The sequence below is a fragment of the Campylobacter sp. VBCF_06 NA8 genome (genome assembly GCF_027737825.1).
Classification (GTDB): Bacteria; Campylobacterota; Campylobacteria; order Campylobacterales; family Campylobacteraceae; genus Campylobacter_B.
In genome coordinates this window covers 73,103-94,520 of sequence record NZ_JAOVUB010000002.1, presented here as the reverse complement: position 1 = coordinate 94,520, position 21,418 = coordinate 73,103, and the positions used below count along the sequence as shown (strand labels likewise).

Annotated in this window: 19 protein-coding genes and 1 pseudogene; 2 read left to right on the top strand and 18 right to left on the bottom strand. The window is 41.9% G+C overall.

The features are described from left to right. Positions 1 to 13: 13 nt before the first annotated feature. From OFO10_RS02960 to OFO10_RS02890, 15 genes and pseudogenes are all read right to left on the bottom strand, one after another. On the bottom strand, positions 14 to 1,849 hold the full coding sequence (locus OFO10_RS02960; protein ID WP_270865151.1) for a dynamin family protein: 1,836 nt from the start codon (positions 1,847 to 1,849) through the stop codon (positions 14 to 16). After that, positions 1,843 to 4,116 (bottom strand): dynamin family protein, encoded by a 2,274-nt coding sequence (locus OFO10_RS02955; RefSeq protein ID WP_270866034.1) that lies wholly within the window; start codon positions 4,114 to 4,116, stop codon positions 1,843 to 1,845. Before OFO10_RS02955 ends, OFO10_RS02960 begins: the two co-directional genes overlap by 7 nt. A 113-nt stretch (positions 4,117 to 4,229) precedes the next feature. Continuing rightward, the gene (locus tag OFO10_RS02950; RefSeq protein WP_270858184.1) at positions 4,230 to 4,952 is read right to left on the bottom strand and encodes a fumarate reductase iron-sulfur subunit; all 723 of its coding nucleotides are present in this window, start codon (positions 4,950 to 4,952) and stop codon (positions 4,230 to 4,232) included. Continuing rightward, positions 4,945 to 6,963: a fumarate reductase flavoprotein subunit gene (locus tag OFO10_RS02945; protein ID WP_270866033.1), complete on the bottom strand. Its 2,019-nt coding sequence runs from the start codon at positions 6,961 to 6,963 to the stop codon at positions 4,945 to 4,947. Before OFO10_RS02945 ends, OFO10_RS02950 begins: the two co-directional genes overlap by 8 nt. A gap of 28 nt (positions 6,964 to 6,991) precedes the next feature. Then, positions 6,992 to 7,693, bottom strand: a pseudogene (locus tag OFO10_RS02940) (fumarate reductase cytochrome b subunit); the annotation flags it as partial. A 96-nt stretch (positions 7,694 to 7,789) separates the two neighbouring features. Next, a complete protein-coding gene (lgt, locus tag OFO10_RS02935) occupies positions 7,790 to 8,608 on the bottom strand; it encodes a prolipoprotein diacylglyceryl transferase (protein ID WP_270866032.1) in 819 nt (272 codons plus the stop codon). A 31-nt stretch (positions 8,609 to 8,639) separates the two neighbouring features. Next, positions 8,640 to 9,179: a hypothetical protein gene (locus OFO10_RS02930; protein WP_270866031.1), complete on the bottom strand. Its 540-nt coding sequence runs from the start codon at positions 9,177 to 9,179 to the stop codon at positions 8,640 to 8,642. A gap of 9 nt (positions 9,180 to 9,188) precedes the next feature. Continuing rightward, complete coding sequence (locus OFO10_RS02925) at positions 9,189 to 10,466, bottom strand: DNA polymerase Y family protein (protein ID WP_270866030.1); 1,278 nt, start codon at positions 10,464 to 10,466, stop codon at positions 9,189 to 9,191. After that, the gene (locus OFO10_RS02920; protein WP_270866029.1) at positions 10,463 to 11,458 is read right to left on the bottom strand and encodes a bifunctional 3,4-dihydroxy-2-butanone 4-phosphate synthase/GTP cyclohydrolase II; all 996 of its coding nucleotides are present in this window, start codon (positions 11,456 to 11,458) and stop codon (positions 10,463 to 10,465) included. The genes OFO10_RS02925 and OFO10_RS02920 overlap by 4 nt, the downstream gene beginning before the upstream one ends. 2 nt (positions 11,459 to 11,460) lie before the next feature. Then, positions 11,461 to 11,952 carry an HIT family protein gene (locus tag OFO10_RS02915; RefSeq protein ID WP_270866028.1) on the bottom strand — a complete coding sequence of 164 codons (492 nt, stop codon included), beginning with the start codon at positions 11,950 to 11,952 and terminating at the stop codon, positions 11,461 to 11,463. A gap of 9 nt (positions 11,953 to 11,961) precedes the next feature. Continuing rightward, the gene (gene trpC, locus OFO10_RS02910; RefSeq protein WP_270866027.1) at positions 11,962 to 12,753 is read right to left on the bottom strand and encodes an indole-3-glycerol phosphate synthase TrpC; all 792 of its coding nucleotides are present in this window, start codon (positions 12,751 to 12,753) and stop codon (positions 11,962 to 11,964) included. Further along, positions 12,750 to 14,183, bottom strand: a complete 1,434-nt coding sequence (locus OFO10_RS02905; RefSeq protein ID WP_270866026.1) for a tetratricopeptide repeat protein — start codon at positions 14,181 to 14,183, stop codon at positions 12,750 to 12,752. Before OFO10_RS02905 ends, trpC begins: the two co-directional genes overlap by 4 nt. Continuing rightward, complete coding sequence (locus tag OFO10_RS02900; protein ID WP_442867978.1) at positions 14,162 to 14,521, bottom strand: YkgJ family cysteine cluster protein; 360 nt, start codon at positions 14,519 to 14,521, stop codon at positions 14,162 to 14,164. Before OFO10_RS02900 ends, OFO10_RS02905 begins: the two co-directional genes overlap by 22 nt. Next, positions 14,514 to 15,224 carry a tRNA1(Val) (adenine(37)-N6)-methyltransferase gene (locus tag OFO10_RS02895; protein ID WP_270866024.1) on the bottom strand — a complete coding sequence of 237 codons (711 nt, stop codon included), beginning with the start codon at positions 15,222 to 15,224 and terminating at the stop codon, positions 14,514 to 14,516. The genes OFO10_RS02900 and OFO10_RS02895 overlap by 8 nt, the downstream gene beginning before the upstream one ends. After that, complete coding sequence (locus OFO10_RS02890; protein ID WP_270866023.1) at positions 15,221 to 16,171, bottom strand: NAD(P)-binding domain-containing protein; 951 nt, start codon at positions 16,169 to 16,171, stop codon at positions 15,221 to 15,223. The genes OFO10_RS02895 and OFO10_RS02890 overlap by 4 nt, the downstream gene beginning before the upstream one ends. Positions 16,172 to 16,332: 161 nt before the next feature. Here OFO10_RS02890 and tsaD point away from each other — a divergent pair, with 161 nt between their 5' ends. Next, positions 16,333 to 17,340, top strand: coding sequence for a tRNA (adenosine(37)-N6)-threonylcarbamoyltransferase complex transferase subunit TsaD (gene tsaD, locus OFO10_RS02885; protein WP_270866022.1), 1,008 nt, complete (start codon positions 16,333 to 16,335; stop codon positions 17,338 to 17,340). 317 nt (positions 17,341 to 17,657) lie between these two features. Here the strand turns inward: tsaD and OFO10_RS02880 are convergent, their stop codons facing one another. Genes OFO10_RS02880 through gltX form a run of 3 tightly spaced genes read right to left on the bottom strand, consistent with a single transcriptional unit; the run spans position 17,658 to position 20,894 of the window. Next, entirely contained in the window at positions 17,658 to 19,316 is a 1,659-nt protein-coding gene (locus OFO10_RS02880) for a transglycosylase SLT domain-containing protein (RefSeq protein WP_270866021.1), read from the bottom strand. Further along, complete coding sequence (locus OFO10_RS02875) at positions 19,313 to 19,600, bottom strand: YggT family protein (RefSeq protein ID WP_270858206.1); 288 nt, start codon at positions 19,598 to 19,600, stop codon at positions 19,313 to 19,315. The genes OFO10_RS02880 and OFO10_RS02875 overlap by 4 nt, the downstream gene beginning before the upstream one ends. Then, entirely contained in the window at positions 19,587 to 20,894 is a 1,308-nt protein-coding gene (gene gltX / locus OFO10_RS02870) for a glutamate--tRNA ligase (RefSeq protein ID WP_270866020.1), read from the bottom strand. Before gltX ends, OFO10_RS02875 begins: the two co-directional genes overlap by 14 nt. 124 nt (positions 20,895 to 21,018) lie before the next feature. Between gltX and mscL the strand changes: the two genes are divergently transcribed. Continuing rightward, positions 21,019 to 21,417, top strand: coding sequence for a large-conductance mechanosensitive channel protein MscL (mscL, locus tag OFO10_RS02865; RefSeq protein WP_270858204.1), 399 nt, complete (start codon positions 21,019 to 21,021; stop codon positions 21,415 to 21,417). Position 21,418 lies beyond the last annotated feature (1 nt).

Sequence of the window (21,418 nt, the reverse complement as noted above, 5' to 3'; positions counted from 1 at the left end):
TTAGAAATTTAGACTAATTTTGACTTTGCAAATTTTCAAGTGCGCTAAAAATCGCAAGCGCATTTTCTTGCGTGGCTTTAAAATCCGCGATTTTGGCTAAATTTTCCTCGAAAATTTGCGCAATCTGCGCGCTAAAATCTGAGTAAATTTTATCCACAAACGAGCTAGACCCTACGAAGTCATTTTCGAACTCATAGTAATGAAGTCCCCCCAAAACCGCCTTTTCAAAATCCTCATAAGATGGATAAAAAAGCTGATAAAGTCCTGGTTCTTCCTCGTAATCGCTGATTGATTTTGCGATTTTGTTTGCGATGAAATTCGCGCTTAGGGTTACGGCGTTTGTGTAGTTTGAGGCGATTTTTATCATAATTTGCTCGAAAAACAGCGCGATTTTTTGACAGATTTGAAAAACAGCTCTCTCGCCGTCTTTTAAAAACAGCCCATAGACTTCGCTTGCGATTTTAGCGATGTTTGAAGCCTCTATGATAGAGGCTAAATCGCTTTGGCGCTCGTAGTTTTCAAACCTACCTTTAAATAGCAAAATTTCCCTCTCAAACCCCGCATAAATGCGCTCTATCGCCTCGCTCATGGCGTTTTGCGTTTTGACTAGCTCGCCTTTGAAACGGCGAAAAATCACATTTAGCCTATCGTCGTTGTAAATCAGCTTCGAAAGCGCGGCGTCGGTGTTGAAATACGGCGCCTCGTAGGCTACCTTTTCGTATCCCTTCGAGGTTTGCGTGCCAAAAAAGCTCTTTTTCGTCTGTGTCGCGCTTATGAAATACTCGTTTTGCTTCGAGCTTAGGGCTTCTTGCATTGTCTGGGCGATAAATTTCGAGGTCTCTTTAATCGAAGCGTAAATTTTGCTAAATTCCTCTTTGTAAATTTCACGCTCGCTGGCGCAAAATTCGGCGATTTTATCTTTGTTTGAAGCGATAATGTTTTCTAAAATTTTATGTATTTCCAAATACCCTGCCCGCTCGTTTTTAAGCTCGGCAAGTATGAAATTTAGCCTAGATTTGGCAAAGCTAATGCGGTTTTTATCAAGCCCGTCTAAAAACTCTCTAACCTCGCTAAACCCACTGTTTTGGCTATCGCCAGCTTTTTCTAGCTTTGATGATATTGGCACGATAGAGGCGAAATTCGCGCCAAAAATCGTTTTGGCGTAATTATGCACGCGCTCGATTTCTTCGGCGCCAAGTCTATCTTTTTGGCTCAAAATTGCAATGGAGTTTTTGCTTAAAAATTTTGGCAAAAGCGAAATTTGAGCTGTTTCGCTCTTTCTGGCGGCGTTGTCGATGAGTGAAATCCAAAGCACGCCAAAAACCTCGTCGAAAATCTCCAAAGTCTCCCTAGTATCGGCGTTCGAGCGTGAATTTAGCCCTGGGGTGTCGATGAAATTTATCTTTTTCAAAAGCTCGTGCGGCAAAAACATATTTATATTTTTGATATCTTTTAACTCCCGCCTTTGATCGACGAAATCCGAAATTTGCGAGCTTTCTAAGGTTTGGGTGTAGCCGTTTTTATACGCTACGCTCATCATTTCATAAGGGGCGTATTTGATGTGAGTGGCCTTGGCAGTGACTGGCACGACGCCAGTTGGCAAAACTTCGCTAGAAAGCAAGGTGTTTAAAAATGTCGATTTACCGCTGCTAAACTGCCCTACAACCGCGATTTTAAGAGGCTCAGACTCGACGAGCAAAATTTCATCTAAAACCTTGCTTAAATGCGCGCTAGGGTGCAGACTCGGGTCTTTTAGCTCGCTCACAGCCCTGCTCATATCGCCCCAAAATCCCTGCTTCGTGCTGGGTAAAAATTTCGCCCTATACTCGCTGATAAATTCCCTTAGCATTGCTCGATCCTTTTAATTAATCCATTTACCAAATTTATTTTTTCTCGCACCAATCGCGCGTTTTTGGCAATTTGCTCGGCGTTTTCATCGCCTGCTTTAAGCGCGTTTTCAAGCTCGCTTTGGCGCAAATCTAGGCTAGATTTTTTGCTAGCAAAAAGGGCTAGGACATTTTCTTTAAACTCTGCGGTGCAGGTTTTGGCGATGTTTTCGAAACTAGATTTTAAATTTAGCTTAGCGAAAAACTCGCTAAATAGCGCGTCAAAACTCGCCGATAATGCGCCAAAATCGCTGTTTTTGCGCACGATTTCACGCAGGCTTTCGTTAAATTTAGCGAAATTTGGCTGGGCGAAATTTTCGTCCATGTATTTTTTCGTGTCAAATTTAAGCGAATTTACCTCGCTAAAATCGCTTCCTAAAAGCTCTTTTATATCAGAAATATCGCGCGAAATCTTTTGCGAAAACGAGCGGAAAATGTCCGTGATGACATCTTTGACGCCCGAATTTGCGATGACTTCTAGCCTAGAAAAATCAATCTGCTTTTTATTTTTTTTCGAGTAATTTATGTCGGTTAAAACCCTGTCTTTAATCGTCAAAATCGCTGATTTTAACGGCGCAAAAAGCGTGCTATCATCGTAGCTAAGCTTGCTAATTGCGCCGGTTAAATCGTTTTTTAGCTTAGCTAAATTTGCATTTAGCGCGCTAATTTCGGCGTTTATATTCTCGCATTTTTGGGCTAGTTCGCTTTTATTCGCGCTAAAATCAGCGTTTTGCTCCTGCAAATCAGCCAAATACACCTCGCAAATCAGCGATAACTCTTTTTTGTATGAGGATAAAATTTCATCTGCTTTGGCTGAATTTTCGCCGAAAAATCGCTCGAAAAGATGAGATTTCAGCTCGCCAATGCCCCGTCCGCTGTGGCTATCTATGCAAAAATAGCTCACATTTTCTATCAGTCCCTCATCGAACCCAAACGCCCCAAGCTCCTCGCAAATACTAGCCCTAGCGTATCTTAGCGCGTCGATTAGCTCGGTCTGGCTAAGCAAATCAGCGTGTGTTAAAACGACAATGAGCGAGTTGTTTTTCGAGCTTTTTAGAGTGCTTGCGATAAAGCTCATATCCTTTTTGGTCGAGCTTTGAGAGGCGTTCATTAGGTGGATTATCGCGTCGCTTGAAAACATAAAGTTTTTCGTCAGCTCCTCGCGCAAAACCACGCTATCGTCCAAACCTGGGGTATCGACGACGGTGATTTTATCGCTTAGAAAATCGCTTTTTATGCCAAGTTCGATAAATTTGATAAATTTTGAAATTTCATACTTGGCAGAGGTGAATTCTTGCAATTTTTCTGGCTCGATTATGGCTTCGCTTTGGTTTTGAAATTTCGAGCGAAATTCCTGCGCAAAACCCAAAATTTCAAGCTCCTCATCATCGTAAAATTTGACCTTAGCATAAGGCTTATCGCTACCTTTAAGAAGCGTTAAATTCGCCGTTTCAGGGATATTTGAAGTCCCTAAAATATCAAATCCCAAAAGGCGATTTAGCATGCTAGATTTCCCAGCGTTGATTACGCCAGTAACCGAGAGCGTGAAATTTGCATCTTTGGCGTTTAATTTGGCGGCGTTTGTGCGCTCAAAGAGCGAATTTTCAAATTCGCTCGCGCAAACGAGAAAACCTGCACCTGGGTTTGTATCTGAATTTTCGCTCGCATTTTCGCTCGCGCTAGTATCCAAATACTCGCCCAAATTTGCGCCTAAATTTGCGCCCGCGCCAGTATCTGTGCCTGAAACCAAATTTGCAAGTTCATCTTCGCTTTTGGCGCTCAAAAGTGCTTTTAGCTCATCGCTAATAATATCCAAACTCTCTAATTTACCGTAAAATGCGAAATTTGCGGGCGAATTTAGGGTTTCGTTTTCGTTCAAATCGCTTTGAAGTTGAAGCAAAAATTTTGAAATTTCATCATACTCGCTTTTGCTAATAATTCCTTCTTTGCTTAAATTTTCAACCATCATCAAAACGCTTAATTTGGAAATTTTAAGCTTGCAAATCGCATTGATTGCGCCGATTTGCAGGGACTGAATCGCATAGATTCCAATCTCTTCGCCAAGCTCTTTTAAAATTTCTCTAAAACTTTGCAACGATTTAAATTTTTCAAAATTTTGCGAATTTGTGCATAACATAAGCGCAGCGATATCGCTAGGCATAGTGCGAGTTAGGCTCTCATCGATAAAAAGCCTCTTTGAACCCCAAATTTTACTCATAAAATTATTCATAAACTACCTTTTTTGGGTTGAAATGGTTAGAAATTTGATAAGTTTTGCAATAAAATTTCAAAATTTTATAAAAGTAGAAAGACGCCTGCAAAAATTTTGCAAGCGTCATAGGATTATTTGCCTTTTGCAGCAAGTTTTCTACGCATATAAGCAATGCGAGATTGTAATGGAAGGTGTTTAGGACAGTTGTCTTCGCAACCTAGCAAACTCATACAACCAAACACACCGTCATCATCGCCGATTAACTCGTAGAAATCATCGTCTGTTCTGTTATCAAGAGCGTCGATTTTAAATCTAGCTACGCGGTTGATACCAACAGCACCGATAAAATCCTCTCTCATAATCGCAGTTCCGCATGCTGCCACGCAGATACCGCACTCGATACAACGATCTAGCTCGAAAACCTCTTGTGCTACTTCTGGTTCGACTTTTTCTTCTAATTTAGAGATGTCAGTTACATGGTCAGTGTGGATCCAGCTCTCGACTCTCTTACTCATCGCGTTCATCCAGTTACCTGTATCTACGCTCAAATCTTTTAGTAGTTTGAATACAGGAAGTGGCATAAGCTCGATGACGCCCTCTGGATAGTCTTTTGTTAGTGTGCGACAAGCAAGTGCTGGCTTACCATTGACTAACATACCGCAGCTACCGCAGATACCAGCACGACATACGAAGTCGAAGCTTAGCTCTGGGTCAAATTTTTCGCGGATGACATTAAGTGCGATAAATAGTGTCATACCATCTGTTTCTTCAAGCTCATAAGTCGCAAAGTGAGGTTTAGAAACCTTGCTTAGCGGATTAAATTTAAACGCTTTAATTGTGATTTTTCTACTCATATCCTATACCTGCTCTTTCATTTGGTGCTTTATATTTTGGTTGCAACTCATAATGCATTAGTGCTTCTTGGATTTCATAGCGTCCTCTGCCCTCTGATTCCATTTTTGCTCTAATGTCATCAACTTCTTTTTGGCGTTTAGCACTATCTGGGTGCTCGATAATGTTACCCTTAGCGCCATAACCACGGAACGCTGGTGGGATTTCCATTTTCATAATATCTAGTGGCTCGTAAGTTAGAGTTGGCAATGTATCGCCGTCTTTCCAAGTCGCTAGTGTGCGTTTTAGCCAGTTTGCGTCATCGCGTTTTGTGAAGTCTTCGCGGTAGTGAGCGCCACGGCTCTCTTTGCGATCTAGTGCACCTTTTGCAACGCAAAGTGCAAGTTTAAGCATCATAGGAACACGATAAGCCTCTTCTAGCTCTGGGTTTCCAAATAGCTCTTTGTTTGAAATTTTAACATTTGTTGATTCTTTGTAAAGCTCTTCTAGCTCTTTTACAGCTTTTGCCAAGCCCTCGCCTGTGCGGAAAATCGCAACATGTTCCCACATGATATCTTTCATTTTGTTTTTGATCTCAAATACATTGTATTTGCCATCTTTATCAAGTAGGCTTTGTAGATAAGCTTGTGATTTATTTACAAATTTCTCAATTGAAGTTGTTTTGATATCGATTTCGTGGCTTGCGCAGAAATCTGCGAAGTAATCACCTACAATCATACCAGCGACAACTGTCTCAGAAACTGAGTTTCCACCCAAGCGGTTGAATCCGTGCATATCCCAGCATGCAGCCTCACCAGCTGAGAATAGACCTGCTAGTGTTGGGCTTTCGCCTGTTGCTTTTGTTTTGATTCCACCCATTGAGTAGTGTTGCATTGGAAGGATTGGAGCCCAACCTTTGCCTCTTTTGCGACCATTTTCATCTGTGTAAGTCTCTGTATCAGCAGGATCGATACCGTTGAAAATTTGGCAAATTTCTTGAACATCGCGAAGGTTTTTCTCGATATGCTCACGACCCAAAATAGAAATATCAAGCCAAACATGGTATCCATAAGGACTAGGAACGCCTTTACCATTTCTAATGTGCTCCATAATACGGCGTGAAACAACATCGCGGCTAGCTAGTTCTTTTTTCTCTGGTTCATAATCAGGCATAAAGCGATATCCATCGACATCACGCAAGATACCACCATCACCACGGCAACCCTCAGTTAGCAAGATACCACTTGGAACGATTGGAGTTGGGTGGAATTGAACTGCTTCCATATTTCCTAATTGAGCTACGCCTGTTTCTAGTGCGATAGCAGCACCAGTTCCCTCACAAACAACAGCGTTTGTAGTGTGGCGATATACACGACCATAACCACCAGTTGCGATTAGTGTGCCTTTTGCGACATAAGCTGTAAGCTCGCCAGTTACCAAATCGCGAACAATCGCGCCATAACAGCGGTTGTTTTCGTGGATTAGAGCGATTGCTTCTTTTCTATCGTGGATATCGACATTGTGTTTTAATGCCTCGTTTGCAACAGCGAAAAGCATAGTGTGACCAGTAGCGTCAGCTGTGTAGCAAGTTCTCCATTTTTTTGTTCCACCGAAGTCACGGCTGTGAATTAGACCATGAACTTCTTCTTTTTCTTCGATTGTTGTTTTTTGAGCGTTGATAATCGCGCTTCTTTTACCTTTTGTGATACGAGTCCATGGAACGCCCCACGCAGCTAGCTCACGAATAGCTTTTGGAGCTGTTTGAGCAAACATTCTAGCTACATCTTGATCGCAACCCCAGTCGCTACCTTTTACGGTATCAGCGAAATGCACATCTTCATTATCGCCTTCACTCATTTTAGAATTACCAAGACTTGCTTGCATACCACCTTGTGCTGCTGCTGAGTGCGAGCGTTTAACAGGAATAAGGCTTAAAACTACTGTACTAAGCCCTTTTTCGCCAGCAGCTACCGCAGCGCGTAGGCCTGCAAGCCCACCACCGATAACTAATGCATCATAATATTTAACATTCATATTTCAATTCCCTATTTTATAAATTTACACCGATTTTGATAAATGCAGCCAAAGATAAAAGACCTAAAATTAAGAAGAAAGCTGAAACAATCCATTTTAATTTTTTAAGTTTTTTACGACTTTCTTTTGCATCAGGACCTTCGAAAATACCCCATTTAACGCATAGTCTGTATAAACCAATGCTACCGTGAAGTTCAACAGCGAAAAGCAATACTAGGTAGAACAACCACATAAAATGGCTTACTACACGAGCACCTGACATATCACCTGAAATTTTATCAGAGTTTGTGATGATGAAAATAAGGTGTGCAGCACCCAAGAAGAACATAATAAAGCCAGTGATTGCTTGAACCCACCAAAGTGAAGTATCTTCGTGTTTGAAGCGTTTCATGTGAGCACGATATGATTGCCATTGGCGGAAATTGATTGGCATTTTTCTCATACCTAGCGCAGCGTGAATAAAGAAAATGATAAATACAGCAAGAGCTAAGAAAGATGTAATATAGCTCATAGAAGGGCTGTCGCTCAAAAATCTTAATTCTAAGAATTCAACAACTTTGGTAAAAAAGTCTCCACCGAACAATACAGTAGAAACAAACATCATATGCACCCACATAAATAGACCCAAAATTCCACCACTGATACTTTGGATTAAGTCTAGGCGCGCTGGCATACGGCTTTTTGTGCGATCCGTGCGGATACCTAAGAAGCCTTCGATTTGCTCGCTCATGAGCTCTCCTTATAGAAAATTAGTTAGTTAAATTACTAACAATTTGTAAATTTAACTTTAACAGGACATTATAGTATTTTTTAACTTTAAGTAAAGTTAATTACGCCCTATTAGTTGAAATTTCAAAGAAATTTTTAATATAATGCCCGCCAAAAACATAACGAGCGATAAAATTTGCCCCATTGAAAATCCAGCGATTACAAACCCAATCCCAGCGTCTGGTTCTCTGAAAAATTCGCTCACAAAGCGCATAAAAGTGTATAAAATAGCGTAGTTGCAAATCAGTTCGCCGTCGAATTTCTTAAATTTCCTGCTAAAAAATAAAATCACAAAAATCAAAATTCCTTCGAGCAAACCTTCGTAAATTTGGCTAGGGTGGCGAAGCACACCATCTACAAAAATCCCCCAGCTCACATCGGTTGCGCGCCCGATTAGCTCTTGGTTTAAAAAATTCCCAATCCGCCCGAAAAAATACCCAAGCGGAACGCTGAGCGCGACAAGATCGAGTAGCGCCCACTGGTTTTGGGCGTGGCGACGACAAAACGCTATTGTGGCGATGATAAATCCAACCACCGCCCCATGGTAGCTCATGCCGCGAATTCCGATAAATTCGCCGTTATAAAAGGGGTTGAAAATTCGCCACGGGTGAGTGAAATACCACAGCGCCTCGCCCGAATAAATCGCGATATATCCGAGCCTAGCGCCCAAAATCACGCCGATTTCGACCCAGATGAAATAATTATCCAGCACCGCACTGCTAAATTTCAGCCCGTCACGCTTAGCAATCCATTTGGCCATAAAGAGTGCGATTAGCAGGGCCAAAACATACATTATGCCATACCAATGCACGCTAAAACCGGCAACGCTAAACGCAACTGGGTCAAATTTTTCGTAAATGTGGTTCCAAAACTCCAACTCTCACCCCTAATTAAATTTGTAAATTTGGCTAAATTTTAAGCCCCAAGCTATTTTTCACAACCACGCAAAAATCCGCCAAAAAATACCCAAACGCCTTGTAATAATCGCTTTTAGCATTGATTTGCAAATGTCCGGCTAGCCCACGCAGGCTTGGCATGATAAAATTCGTCAAATACTCGCCCAAAATATTGTGCGATTTTTCGTTTGTATCTTGCTTAAAAATCATCGCCAACAGCCCTAGCATGTTTGCAGCGTGTGTATCTGGCAAATCCGCAAATGGCTTTTTGAAGCGACATTTTTCGTAAAAAATACTCACTTCGCTCGCACTTATTAGCTTGAAATAGCTCATATCAAAGGCCTCTTTGAGATTTTCAAAATCAGCGCAAATAGCCTCATAATCGCTATTTTTAACCCCTGCCCAAAGCTCTTGACCTTTTTTGTTTTCTGGATTTTCGTTGATTATAATCCATTTGCTAGCAAGTTTTTCGAAATTTTCCTTGCTTATCGCGCCTTTAAAATTCGTCGCGAAAATTATACACATAACCGAATAAAGTTCCCCTACTTTCATGTTTTCTCCTTAAATTTCACTAGCTTTTTTAATTTTTTCTACACCAAATTTTGACCAAATTTGATTCATTGATTTATCCAAACTTTGGCGTTTTTTATCGATTTCATCGAAAAGCAGCGTCGCACACTCTGCGCTATTTGCGCCAAAATTTGACAAATTTAGCGACGCATGAATTATCGCATCGCCCCTATGCACATCAATAGCTTCAAAAAGCAAAAGCGCCGTTTCATCAAGCAAATCTAGGCTAAAAGGCCTATGCTGACTAAGCCTTTTAGAACTCTCATCGCGCGATTTGTAGCGGATTTTGACCTCGTATGTCAGCGGATTTAACCCACCCTCTAAAACCTCGCTAGCTAGGTGGCGAGAGAGAATTTTAATGCGCCTTTTAATCTCGTCCCTATCGAAGCACGGCTCGAAACTGCGCCCAAGACCGATACTTTTGCGCTCCCTGCTAACCTGCACCCGCTCGCTCGTATCGCCACTGATTTGAGCGAAAATTTGCTCGCCGTTTTTGCCCATTTTTTCGAAAATTTCCCTATGTCCCCACGCGTCGCCAATACTTTTAATGCCGTATTTTGCGAGCGTTTTTTGCATAGATTTTCCCACACCTGGAAATTTTGAAATTTCGACATCTCTAAGCTCGGTTTTAAGGCGCGAGAGAGGTATTTCGCGCACCCCAAAAGGCTTGGCTAAATCAGTGGCAAGCTTGGCGATAAATTTCGCCTCACTTAGCCCCACACTGCTAGGAAGCCCGAATTTCGCCTTGATTTCGCTTTGCAAAAATAGCGCAAACTCGCGCGCGTTTTCGTTGTATTTCGTGCCACGCAAATCCAAAAAAAACTCATCAACGCTAAATTTTTCAATTTCTGGCGTGAAATTTAGTAAAAATTTGTGAATTTGGTTTGAAATCTTGCCATACACGCCGTGCTTTGCCGCGTCCAGCACTAGCTCTGGACAGGCTAGAAGCGCCATTTTTAGGGGTTGCGCTGAATGCACGCCAAATTTTCTAGCCTCGTAACTAGCACTTAAAACCACACCTTTTTGCAAAGATTTTAGCCTTTTTTGCTCATCGGCAAAATTTTGCAAATTTTGCTCTTTTTGGGCTTGAATTTTAAAATTTTGCGCGCTCTCATCGAAGTGAAATTTCGCCCCAAAGCCCTCGTCTTTATTAGCGAAAATTTCCTCATTATTTCCGCCGATAACTGCGACAGGAAGTCCGCTAAGAGCGGGATTTATCAGCCTTGCGACAGATACGAAAAAGCAGTCTAAATCGATATGTGCTATCAAACTATATCTATCCCAAATCCACTAAGTCCAGCGTATTCCTTCGGGCTGGAATTTGAAAGAATTTTGATTTTTTTAATCCCCAAATGCGCTAAAATCTGCGCTCCGATACCATAGCTTTTGAAATCGCCCTTGTGCGAAGCCGAATTTAGCGCCACAATCACGCCACCGCTCGTGCTTAAAATTTCTAAATTTTGCATAAAATCATCGTAATTTTCATCTTGCATAAATTCTAAATCGCTACCGATTTTATGAAATTTTACATTGCAAATTTCGCCAATTTTACCGAAAATAAAGACTTTGTGAGCGTTGTCATCGTGGTCTGTGATTTCGCAAACTCTGCACGATTTACCGCAAATTTTGCCCTCGCTAAATTCGCCAAATTTAACCAAAGTTTCATGCTTTAATCTGTATTCGACGATTTGGGCGATTGAAATCATATTTATGCCAAATTTTTCGCAAAATTTCTCCAAATCATCGCGCCTTGCCATTGTGCCGTCTTCATTTACAATCTCGCAAATCACCGCACTTGGCGCGATTCCAGCGAGCTTGCACAAATCCACAGAGCCCTCAGTGTGGCCTGTGCGCACGAGCACTCCACCTTTTTTGGCGATGAGCGGGTTTATGTGGCCAGGGCGCACGAAGTCGCTTGGGGTGGAGTTTGGGCGCGCCATAAGCTCGATTGTCATATTTCGCTCATACGCACTCACGCCCGTGGTTGCGTCTTTTGCGTCGATTGTGATAGTAAAGGCCGTCTCGTGCGAAGATGTGTTTTTATCGACCATTAGGGGCAAATCTAGCCTTTTGGCGATTTCCTCGTCCAGTGCCACGCAAACCACGCCACGAGCGTGTGTGATAGCGAAATTTACCTTCTCCGCGCTCGTAAAAGTCGCAGGGAAAATCAAATCGCCCTCATTTTCGCGATCAACATCATCGACCATGACAATCATCTTGCCATTTTTCATATCTTGTATAGCTTGTTCTACGCTAACCATTTTTAATCCTTATTCAAATTTTTAAATCCAGCTTTTATCTTTTCATAAAGCGGGGCGAAGCTCACGCCATTTACACGCACATTTGCGATTGTAGTGATGAAATTCGTATCCCTTTCCCAGCGCGGAACTAGATGATAATGCACATGCTCGGCTATCCCAGCCCCAGCTGCCACGCCTAGATTCATACCGATATTTACCCCCTTTGCGCCAAGGGCGGTTTTTAGCACTCGCACGCCCTTTTGGACATATTCGCTCATCTCTAACCACGCTTCTAGCGGTAAATTCTCGATATTATCGGTATGCTCGTAAGGAATCACCATAAAAGCCCCAGGATTGTATGGATATAAATTCATAAGCCCGAAGCAAAATTTAGCGCGAAATACCACGCCTACGCACTTTTCTCCCTTTTTTGCCTTTGCGGCAGCGCAAAATGGGCAACCGCTGCGTTTTTGCGTGAAATAATCACTTCTCCACGGCGCGCAAATATAATCCATATTCTCCCCCTATTTTTCGCCAAATTTCACTGCTCTAAGCGCCGCACCGACATCATCTTGGCGCATAAAACTCTCGCCGATTAAAAACGCATCGACCCCGCGTGCGCTTAATTCGAGTAGCTGTTCGTGCGAGCCTAGCCCACTTTCAGCCACGATAATTTTGCCATTTGGGATAAGCGGGATTAAATTTGCCGATAAACTCAAATCAACCTCGAAAGTCTGCAAATTTCGGTGATTTATGCCGATTATATCAGCCCCTGCGAAAATCGCCTTTTTCAAATCATCTTTATCGTGAATTTCAAAAAGCGCTTCAAGGCCCAAATGCCTAGCAAATTCCAAAAGTCTTTTAAGCTCTTTTTGCTCCAAAGCCTTTGCGATTAATAGCACAAAATCCGCCCCATACACGAGCGCTTCTAGGATTTGATACTCATCGATTATAAAATCTTTGCGCAAAATCGGCGTGTTTGTGTAACGCCTGATTTGCGAAATGTAGCTAATATCGCCCTTAAAATAGTGTGGCTCAGTCAAAATAGAAAACGCGCTAGCGCCTGATTTTTCATACTCCATAGCGATTTTAAGCGGATCGAAATCCTCTCTGATGACGCCTTTGCTAGGGCTTGCTTTTTTCACCTCAGCGATTATGCGAAGCGGATTATCCGGGGTGCTTTTTAGCGCAGTTTTCGCATCGCGCGGTATCATGGGATTAGCACTTAGCGTGCGACCAAGCATATCAAAGCTAAATTTTTCTTTGCGCCTAGCTAAATCCTCGCGCGTTTTTTCTAAAATTTCATCTAAAATCATTTTTGTGCCTTTATTCCGCCTGCGATTTCGCCTATTTTTTGGATATTTTTATCTATCACGCATCTCTCTATCGCGCTTACATGCCCCTTGCCCTCGTCGCTAGCGTAAAACTCATCGTCTTTTATCTTGTCCATCCACTCTTTGGCTTTTTCGCACTCGCCAAGTTTGTAAAACCCCCATGCTAGCGAGTCTATGTAATAAACCGAATTTGGCTCGTCTTTTAGGGCGCGCTCGACATAATCAATGCCCTTTTTGATATCCAAATCATGATCGATTAAAATGTATCCGTAGTAATTCAAATGCACCGGATCTTTTAGCTTGCTAGCTATGTTTTCAAATTTCGCCACGACTTCGTTAATCTGAGCAGCTGTTTTTTTATCGCCAAAAGATTCATACAGATAAATCGCCTCGTTCGCCAAATAATCGTAATTTTCGGTTTTCGAAAACTCCTCACGCGCTAATCTCATAGCTGTGGCGAAGTCCTTTTTCTGGGCGTAAGCGTCAATTATGAGATCTTTTTTATAATCGTATTTTTGCAAAATTTCGATGATTTTATCAAATTCCTTCATATAATAATAAATCCCAATCATATCGTCTAAAAATTTCGTATTTTTTTTGCTCTCATACAGCGCCTCATCGAGTTTGGCGACCTCAAAGTATTTTTTTTGCATGCGATACACATCAGCCAAAACCTCGCACACCATACCGCTAGCGCAGCCATAAATTCGCCTGTGTGTCTCCATGATACGCACCGCAGCGTCGCTACTATCAAGCCTATTTAAAAGAACATCGCTAAGGCGGATTAAATTTTCCTCTGATTTTTCCAGCTCATAGGCCTTTTCGAAATACTGCTTGGCTAGGGCGAAATTATCCATAGCATAATATGTCGCGCCCAAAATCGAGTAATTTCTCGAATTTACCTCTAAATTTGCTAAATGAAGCGCGGTAGTGTTGGCTTTAAGTATTTCGCCCTGCCCCATATAATACCCCACTTTTACGCGCAAATACTCGCTATCATCAGCCAAAATTTTATCGCCCAAAGCTAGGTAGCGCGCGGTTGCTTTGCTATCTTTTAAAAAAAACGCAAGCTTTAAGGCTTCTAGCAAATACACCTGCGAATTTGTCTTTAAAAAGGCTTTTTCGTAGAGTTTCATCGCGCTTTGCGGGTCTTTGTTGGCTAGTTCTAGCGCAGTTAGCAGATCGAAATTCAGCTCAGCCTCATCGTAAGCCTTCATCGCCTCTTTTAACTTTTGCGGTGTGGTGGCCTTTTGCGTTACATTTTCACTAGCGTTGTTCTCGGATACCGGCGCAGTATTTGTGATAACCGAGCTTTTATTCATATCTTTTATCGCGTCGCTTTTGGTTTCACTAGCGCCCAAATTTAGGGCACCAAGAGCCAAAAAAGCGGTTAAAATTTTACCCCAATACATTCTTTCTCCAATTCATCTTTATGCTCTTTGAAATATTCCCAAAATGGAAAGGTTCTACATTGATTTGGTCTGTATTCATAAATCCCGCAGTTTCGGTGCTTTTCGTCGAAAAACACACACGCCATACCGTCAAGGTATGGTTTTTCTTTTATGCTAAATTTATTCCCAACTCGCTCTAAAAATACGCGGATAAAATTTGCCTTATCTATCCCCATAAATTCGCTGAGTTTCTCGATTTCTGCGTCATTTATCCAAATATATCCGCTCTCGCCCGTGCAACACTTGCCGCCGCAGCTTTCGCAGGCGCTACTATCGAAGGTATAGTCAAACTCACTCAATATCGACACTTTCTAAATTGGCTTTTTCATAAATTTTAGCCGTTATTTTACTTTTTTCACCATTAAGAAATGTATAAATCGGCGCACAAATTTCACAAAGTGAGCGCGAACTTTTTTGCGCCAAAAAAAGTGCGAGTTTGGCAGGCTTGTTTTCGTTAGGATAGATGAAAGCAAGCTTTGTCAAATTTAGCTTGTAATTTTGCAAAATTTCGCAAATTTGCGCGATTTTGCCCGCCTCGTAGCAAAAAATTAGCGCGCCTTTGGGCTTTAAATGAGTGTTGCTAACACGCACGAAATCGCTAAGGCTTAGGCTTGTGGCACTTTTGCTTAGCGCAATATGCGAATTTTGGCTAGTTAGGATTTTTTCCCTATAAAATGGCGGATTTGAAACGATTAAATCAAATCTTTGCTCGCTTTTAAAATTTGCGAAATTTTCATGCAAAATTTGAGCTTGCAATGAATTTTGCTCGCAATTTTTACGCAAAATTTCTAAATTTTGCTCTTGGATTTCAAGCAAGCTTAAATCTAAATTTGGAAAATCCCGCTTCAACATCAGCCCCAAAATCCCGCATCCTGCCCCAACATCTAAAATTTTAAGAGAATTTGTGGCGCGAGAGTTAAGCCAGTTTTCGCAGATAAAATTCCATAAAAAAATGGTATCGCTGGTGTAGCGATACCCACTTTTTAGCTGGAAAAGTCTCATAAATGCAGATTTTCTACGATTGTGTGAGCGTGGTTGAAGGCTACGACGATCGAACCGCCGTTTCTAGTGATCAAATCTCCACCCACAAAAAGCCCTTTTGTGGCTGTTTCGCACCTCTCATCGACGCTAGGCACGCCGTTTTCGTCGAATTCTACGCCACATTTTTTAAGGAAATCCACAGGGCTCGTGCCACCGATTGCATAGATTATGCGATCATAAACTAACTCCATGCCGTTTGTGAATTTCACTAGCACCTTGCCACTTTCGTTTTCTAGCGCTTCGATATCAAGGCCAAGGCGCAGGATAATGTCGCCGTTTCTGGCCTCTTTTTTGATATCTTCTTCGTTGATTTCATTTAGCCTAGTAAAGCTCTCTTTGCGGTAGCATAGGGTAACGGTATTTGTTTTGCATAGCGAAAGCGCGTATTCGGCGGCTGAGTTGCCACCGCCCACGACTAGGACTTTTTCATTGACGCTACATTTATCGAGGTTGAAATTTACCCTTTGTGTGATTGATGGCGGGATTTTGTAGCTTGGTTTGTTTGGTTTGCCCATACGGCCGATTGAGATGATGACATTGCGCGCTACAAAGCCAGCTGAGGCTGTGGTTATGCAAAAAAGCCCGTCGTCCTTTTTTTCGACCTTTTCGACCTCACTGTTGAAGTAAATATCGATATCGCCGTGATCTAGCAAGCTATCGAAATAATCTAGCACGCTCTCTTTCGTGCCAGTCTCGAAGCTAATCGTGCCCTTTGTTTCGCTATCCATGCCCTTGTATTCTTTATCTACGCGTTTTTTATCTTTGTAAAATTGTCTGATTGTTTGAGAGTGATTATCGCCTTTTTCTAGCAAAAGCACCTTGGCTACGCCTTTTCTTTTGGCCTCGACCACGGCCGCGATTCCGCAAGGACCGCCACCGATGACAACTACATCATAAACATTTATCATTTTTTTCCTTTGTGTTAAATTTTACAACCTTTGATTATAATCAAAATTTATTTATAAATGGTAAAAATTATTAAAATTTTAAAGATTTAATTAGTCTGTTTTATTTTTACCCAAAACTTAGCCCAAAAATGCTAAATTTAGAAAAAAATTAAAGGAAAATAATGATTTTAGCCATTGAAAGTAGCTGTGATGACAGCTCGATTGCTGTGCTAAACAGCTCGAATTTCGCATTAGAATTTTACGAAAAAATCTCCCAAGAACTCGAACACTCCAAATACGGCGGTGTCGTGCCAGAACTAGCTGCGCGTCTTCACACAGAAGCACTGCCTCGCATTTTAGAGCGCGCAAAGCCTTTTTTTGGCTCTCTTAAAGCCGTCGCCGTAACGCACGCACCGGGCCTTAGCGTGAGTTTGATAGGGGGTGTGAATATGGCAAAAACTCTTAGCCTTGCGCTAAATTTGCCACTAATTGGCGTAAATCACCTAATCGGGCATATTTATTCGCTATTTTTGGACAAAGAAGCAGAATTTCCGCTTGGGGTTTTGCTAGTAAGTGGCGGGCACACGATGATTCTTGATATTAACGCCCAGGGCGCAATCAGCGTGCTTGCAAGCACCAGCGATGATAGCTTTGGCGAAACATTTGACAAGTGCGCCAAAATGCTAGGACTTGGCTATCCAGGTGGCGCGATAATCGAAAATTTAGCCAAAAATGGTAAGCCAAAATTTAGCTTCCCAGTGCCTTTAAAGGGCGATAAACGCCTACAATACAGCTTCTCAGGCCTTAAAAATGCCGTTCGCGTGCAAATCGAAAAACTATCGCAAAATGGCGAGCTAGCGGGGCAAGATAAGTGCGATATCGCCTACGCCTTTCAAAAAAGTGCTTGCGAGCATATCATAGATAAACTCTCTCGGGTCTTTGATGAGCGCAAATTTAGGCGTTTTGGCGTCGTGGGTGGGGCTAGTGCGAATACGCATTTGAGGCAAAATTTGGCAAATTTATGCGATGCGCACGAGTGCGAACTTTTATTTGCGCCACTGAAATTTTGCTCGGATAACGCTGCGATGATAGCGCGCGCAGGTTTGGAGAAATACCGCAAACAAAGCTTTGTCGCACCGCAAAATTTGCAAATAATCCCAAGCCTAAATTTAAACTCCGCATTTGAGTGAAAATTAAAATTTAGCCTAAAATTTAAAAATCGTTCAATGCTAAATTTGAGTTGAATTTTGAATTTAAATTTTTCTGGATTGCTTCGAAAACTTCGTTTTCTCGCAATGACAGCGAATTTACACGCTTTAAATTTTATACTCATAGATTGCTTCGGCGACAAGTCGCCTCGCAATGACAAATTGAGGGTGCGCTAATTTCTCTGAATTGCTTCATTTTCTGCAAAAGCTCGCAATGACAGCGAATTTACACGCTTTAAATTTTATACTCGTAGATTGCCTCGAAACGGCTTACGCCGTTTCTTTCAATGGTAATAAATTTAGCGAATTTTATCACTCTTGCTTGGGATTAAAAGCTTATCTAGCTCCTCACGCATGCTTACCTTTGAATTTGGGTTTAAAATATGCGAGTAAATCACATAATTTGCTAAAACCTTTTTGCCATAATCCCTGCTCTCAGCAAATGTTACTAGCTCCATTGACAAAAACGGCTCGTATTTGCCCCTCTTAAACAAATCCGCTCGTTTTAGAAGCTTGCTCGTAAATCCTAGTCCGCCGTTGTATGCGTATGCGATAAAAACGGGGCTAAGTAGCTTTGTTTCGAGTGTGTCAATGTGGATATTGGCGAATTTGTAGGCGATTTTTGGATCAAACATCATATCTTGATCCCAGCCCTCGATACTAACCTGCTTTTTGGCGATATCGTTCGCTACAAATGGCATAAACTGCATCATACCAAGCGCATACGAGGTCGAAACGGCGCTTGGGATAAAGCGTGATTCTTGGCGGCCAAGAGCTAAAATCAGCGCTTGGCGGTGCAAATCAGTAGTGCCGATATGCTCCATAAATGGCGTTAGATAGTAGTTGTCGCGCCCGCCATTAGCCTTATTCATTATATACGCCCACTCGCCAAGGCTCTCTTTGGTGTCGAATTTCTTCGCAAACTCCAAAAGCTCCGCTTTACCCATTTTATCGGCTTTGACCTTAGTGCGAACCCAGTTAAATGGGTTTTTGATATCATAGTTTGAAATTTTATCGCGCGCTGGGGTTGGATTTATGATATTTAGGCTTTTATCACCCAAAATTTCCTTTGCGTAGAGCGAATAGAGGCTATAATAGTTGCTTTTGGCAAGCTCGCGCAAGATATTTTCGTCTTTGCTTAGCAAATAGACCCAAAATTTCGCATTGTGCGAGTTATGCACGCTCTCTATCGTAGCTGCTGCGCGCCCAAAATACGCCAAAGCCTGCGCCTCATCGCCATAAGTTAGAGCATTTACGCCGAGCAAAAACGCGACCTCTTTTTCCACTTTTTGCGGATCAATTCCTAGCATAGATTGGCGCAAATTTGGATATTTGCGCTTGATTACAGCATCTTCAAGCACGCTTTTAAAGCCAGAGAGTTGCGCCATATCTGTGATAAAAGCGGGGCTTGCGTTTATGTTTAGCAAGCTCTCATCGCCCTTGAATTGATAATATGAAAAATAATTTTGCGCATGACCGCTCTCTTTAAAATACTGCGCCGGCGAGCCTGAATTAAAGCCTTTTAGCAAATTTATCGCACTCATCGCGCCCAAATTTCCGCTATTTTCAAATTTGCTAATTAGCGCCGAGCGAGTTTTGGGGCTTAGCTTTGCCACAAATGCTGGATAGCTTCTAGCCTTTTGGCAGGTTAAATTCGCATCTAGTATATTTGCGCTCGTTATCCCTGCGCACTTATCTGGCTTTGGCAGAGCTTTAAACGCGCCTAAAATTTTATCAAGTTCCTTTTTTATCTTGCCACGATAGCGGTAAATTCCAGCCTTTCTAAGGGCTTTTAGCTCGTTTTTGTCGTATTTGGTCTCGGTGGCTAGGCGATAAATATAATAATCTTTTGCCAAAGATTTTGGCTCGTTTTTTATCTCTTCGTAGCTTTTGACATTTGCTGTGGCAAAACTCGCGCAGAGTGCCACCGCTAGGCTAAATTTAAATAAAAATTTCAAAAAACACTCCTTTGTAAGGCATAAATTATCGCATTATCAATCACGCTAAGGCCGATTAAAATCACAAGCGGGGCGAAATCAAACCCGCCAAGCGTGGTTGGGATATACCTGCGCACGAGCTTGAAAGCTGGGGTTGTAAGCTTATAAATCGCTTGGACAAATTTGTTAAACGGATTTGGGCGTATGAAGCTAAGCACGCAGGCGACAAACACAAGCAAAATGTAGGCTTGTATGGCGTAGTGCAGAGTGATTAAAACGCCGTAAATTAGGCTATTTGCTAGCATTTAGGATTTCCTTGATTGATGATTTTATGAGCGGGTAAAGCTCACCAAGCTCTGGTCCGTGAGGCGCGCCTGTAAGAAGCAATCTAAGTGGCATAAAAAACGCCTTGCCTTTGAGAGCGGTTTTTTCCATGAGAATTGTTTTTAACTCGCTAAATTCGGCTGGAATTTGGGTTAAATTTAAAATTTCATTTCGTAAAATTTCGGCGTTTTGGCTAAATTCACTTGGAATTTCTTTTTGGCTAAAAATTGCGCTAATTTTTGCTTTAATCTCTGGGATTAGGCTGGATTCTTGGGTGTAAAATTTCACTAACTCTACCTTGCTCTCATCTACGCCAAAAAGCTCGCAAATGCGCTCTGCGCTTGCTCTTTTGATATGTTCGCGGTTGATAAATGCAAGCTTGTCGATGTCAAATTTAGCAGGTGCTTTTGAAATTTTGGCGATATCGAAAAACTCCACCGCTTCTTCGATACTAAATACCTCGCACGGGGTTTTATTTCCAAGCAAAACCAAATAATTCGCAATCGCCTCAGGCAAAAATCCAGTATCTAGCATCCATTTTACGCTACTTGCGTCGTCGCGTTTGGACATTTTTTTGCCATCAGGCCCCAAAATAATCGGCAAATGCGCGTATGAAATCTCGTCTGTGTATCCCAAACACTCCCTAATCCAGTTTTGTTTCGGGGTGTTACTGACATGATCCTCGCCCCTGATTACGAAGGTAACACCCTCTAACATATCATCAGTGGCGCAAGCGAAATTATATGTCGGGGTTTTATCCGCGCGCATGATGACGAAACTATCGATATTTTCGGGCTCGAAGCTAATCTCGCCCTTGATAGCGTCTGTGAATTTCAAAACCCTGGTTGGTTTTTTAAGTCTAATTGTAAATGGCTTTGGATTGTCTATGACCTCAGCGTCACTTAAATGCTCGCAAGTCCCGTCGTAGCGATACGCTACGCCCTTTTCTTTGGCTTTTTCTTTTTTGGCGGCAAGTTCTTCTTCGCTACAAAAGCAGCAAAACGCCTTGCCCTCTTGGAGCAGTTTAGCGGCGAATTCTTGGTGAAATTTCAGATTTTTGCTTTGATAATATAGCGTTTGCCATTTGATACCAAAAAGGGTTAAAATTTCCATTATATCTTTGTCTTTGCCCTCGATATTGCGGGCAGTATCGGTATCCTCGATACGCAAAATAAATCCACTTTTATCTTGAAGCGAGCGGATATAGTTAAAAATCGCGGCGCGTAAGTTTCCAATGTGCATATCGCCTGTGGGTGATGGCGCAAATCTATACATAAATTTTCCTTTTCTTTATTAAATTTCAAAATTTGCCATTATACTTTTTTCTACCTAATAAAAAGCAAAAAGTAAGCAAAATTAGGTTATTATCTATCCTTTTATTTCCCAAAGGAGGCTTGTAATGAGCTTTATTCAAGAATTCAAAGAATTCGCAATGAAAGGCAATGTCATCGATATGGCAGTGGGTGTGGTCATCGGTGGAGCCTTTGGCAAGATCGTAACTTCACTAGTTGGCGATGTCATTATGCCAATCGTCGGAGTTATCACAGGTGGTATGAATTTTACCGATTTAAAAATCGTTTTAAAAGAGGCTGTGGGCGAAACACCAGCCGTGACGATAAATTACGGCTCGTTTATCCAAACAGCGGTTGATTTTATCATTATCGCATTTTGTATTTTTTGCGCTATTAAGGCGATTAACAAGCTTAAAAAAGAAAAACCAGCCGAGCCTGAGGCCCCAGCTGAGCCTAGCGAAGATATCAAACTTCTAAGCGAAATCAGGGATTTACTAAAAAAATAAT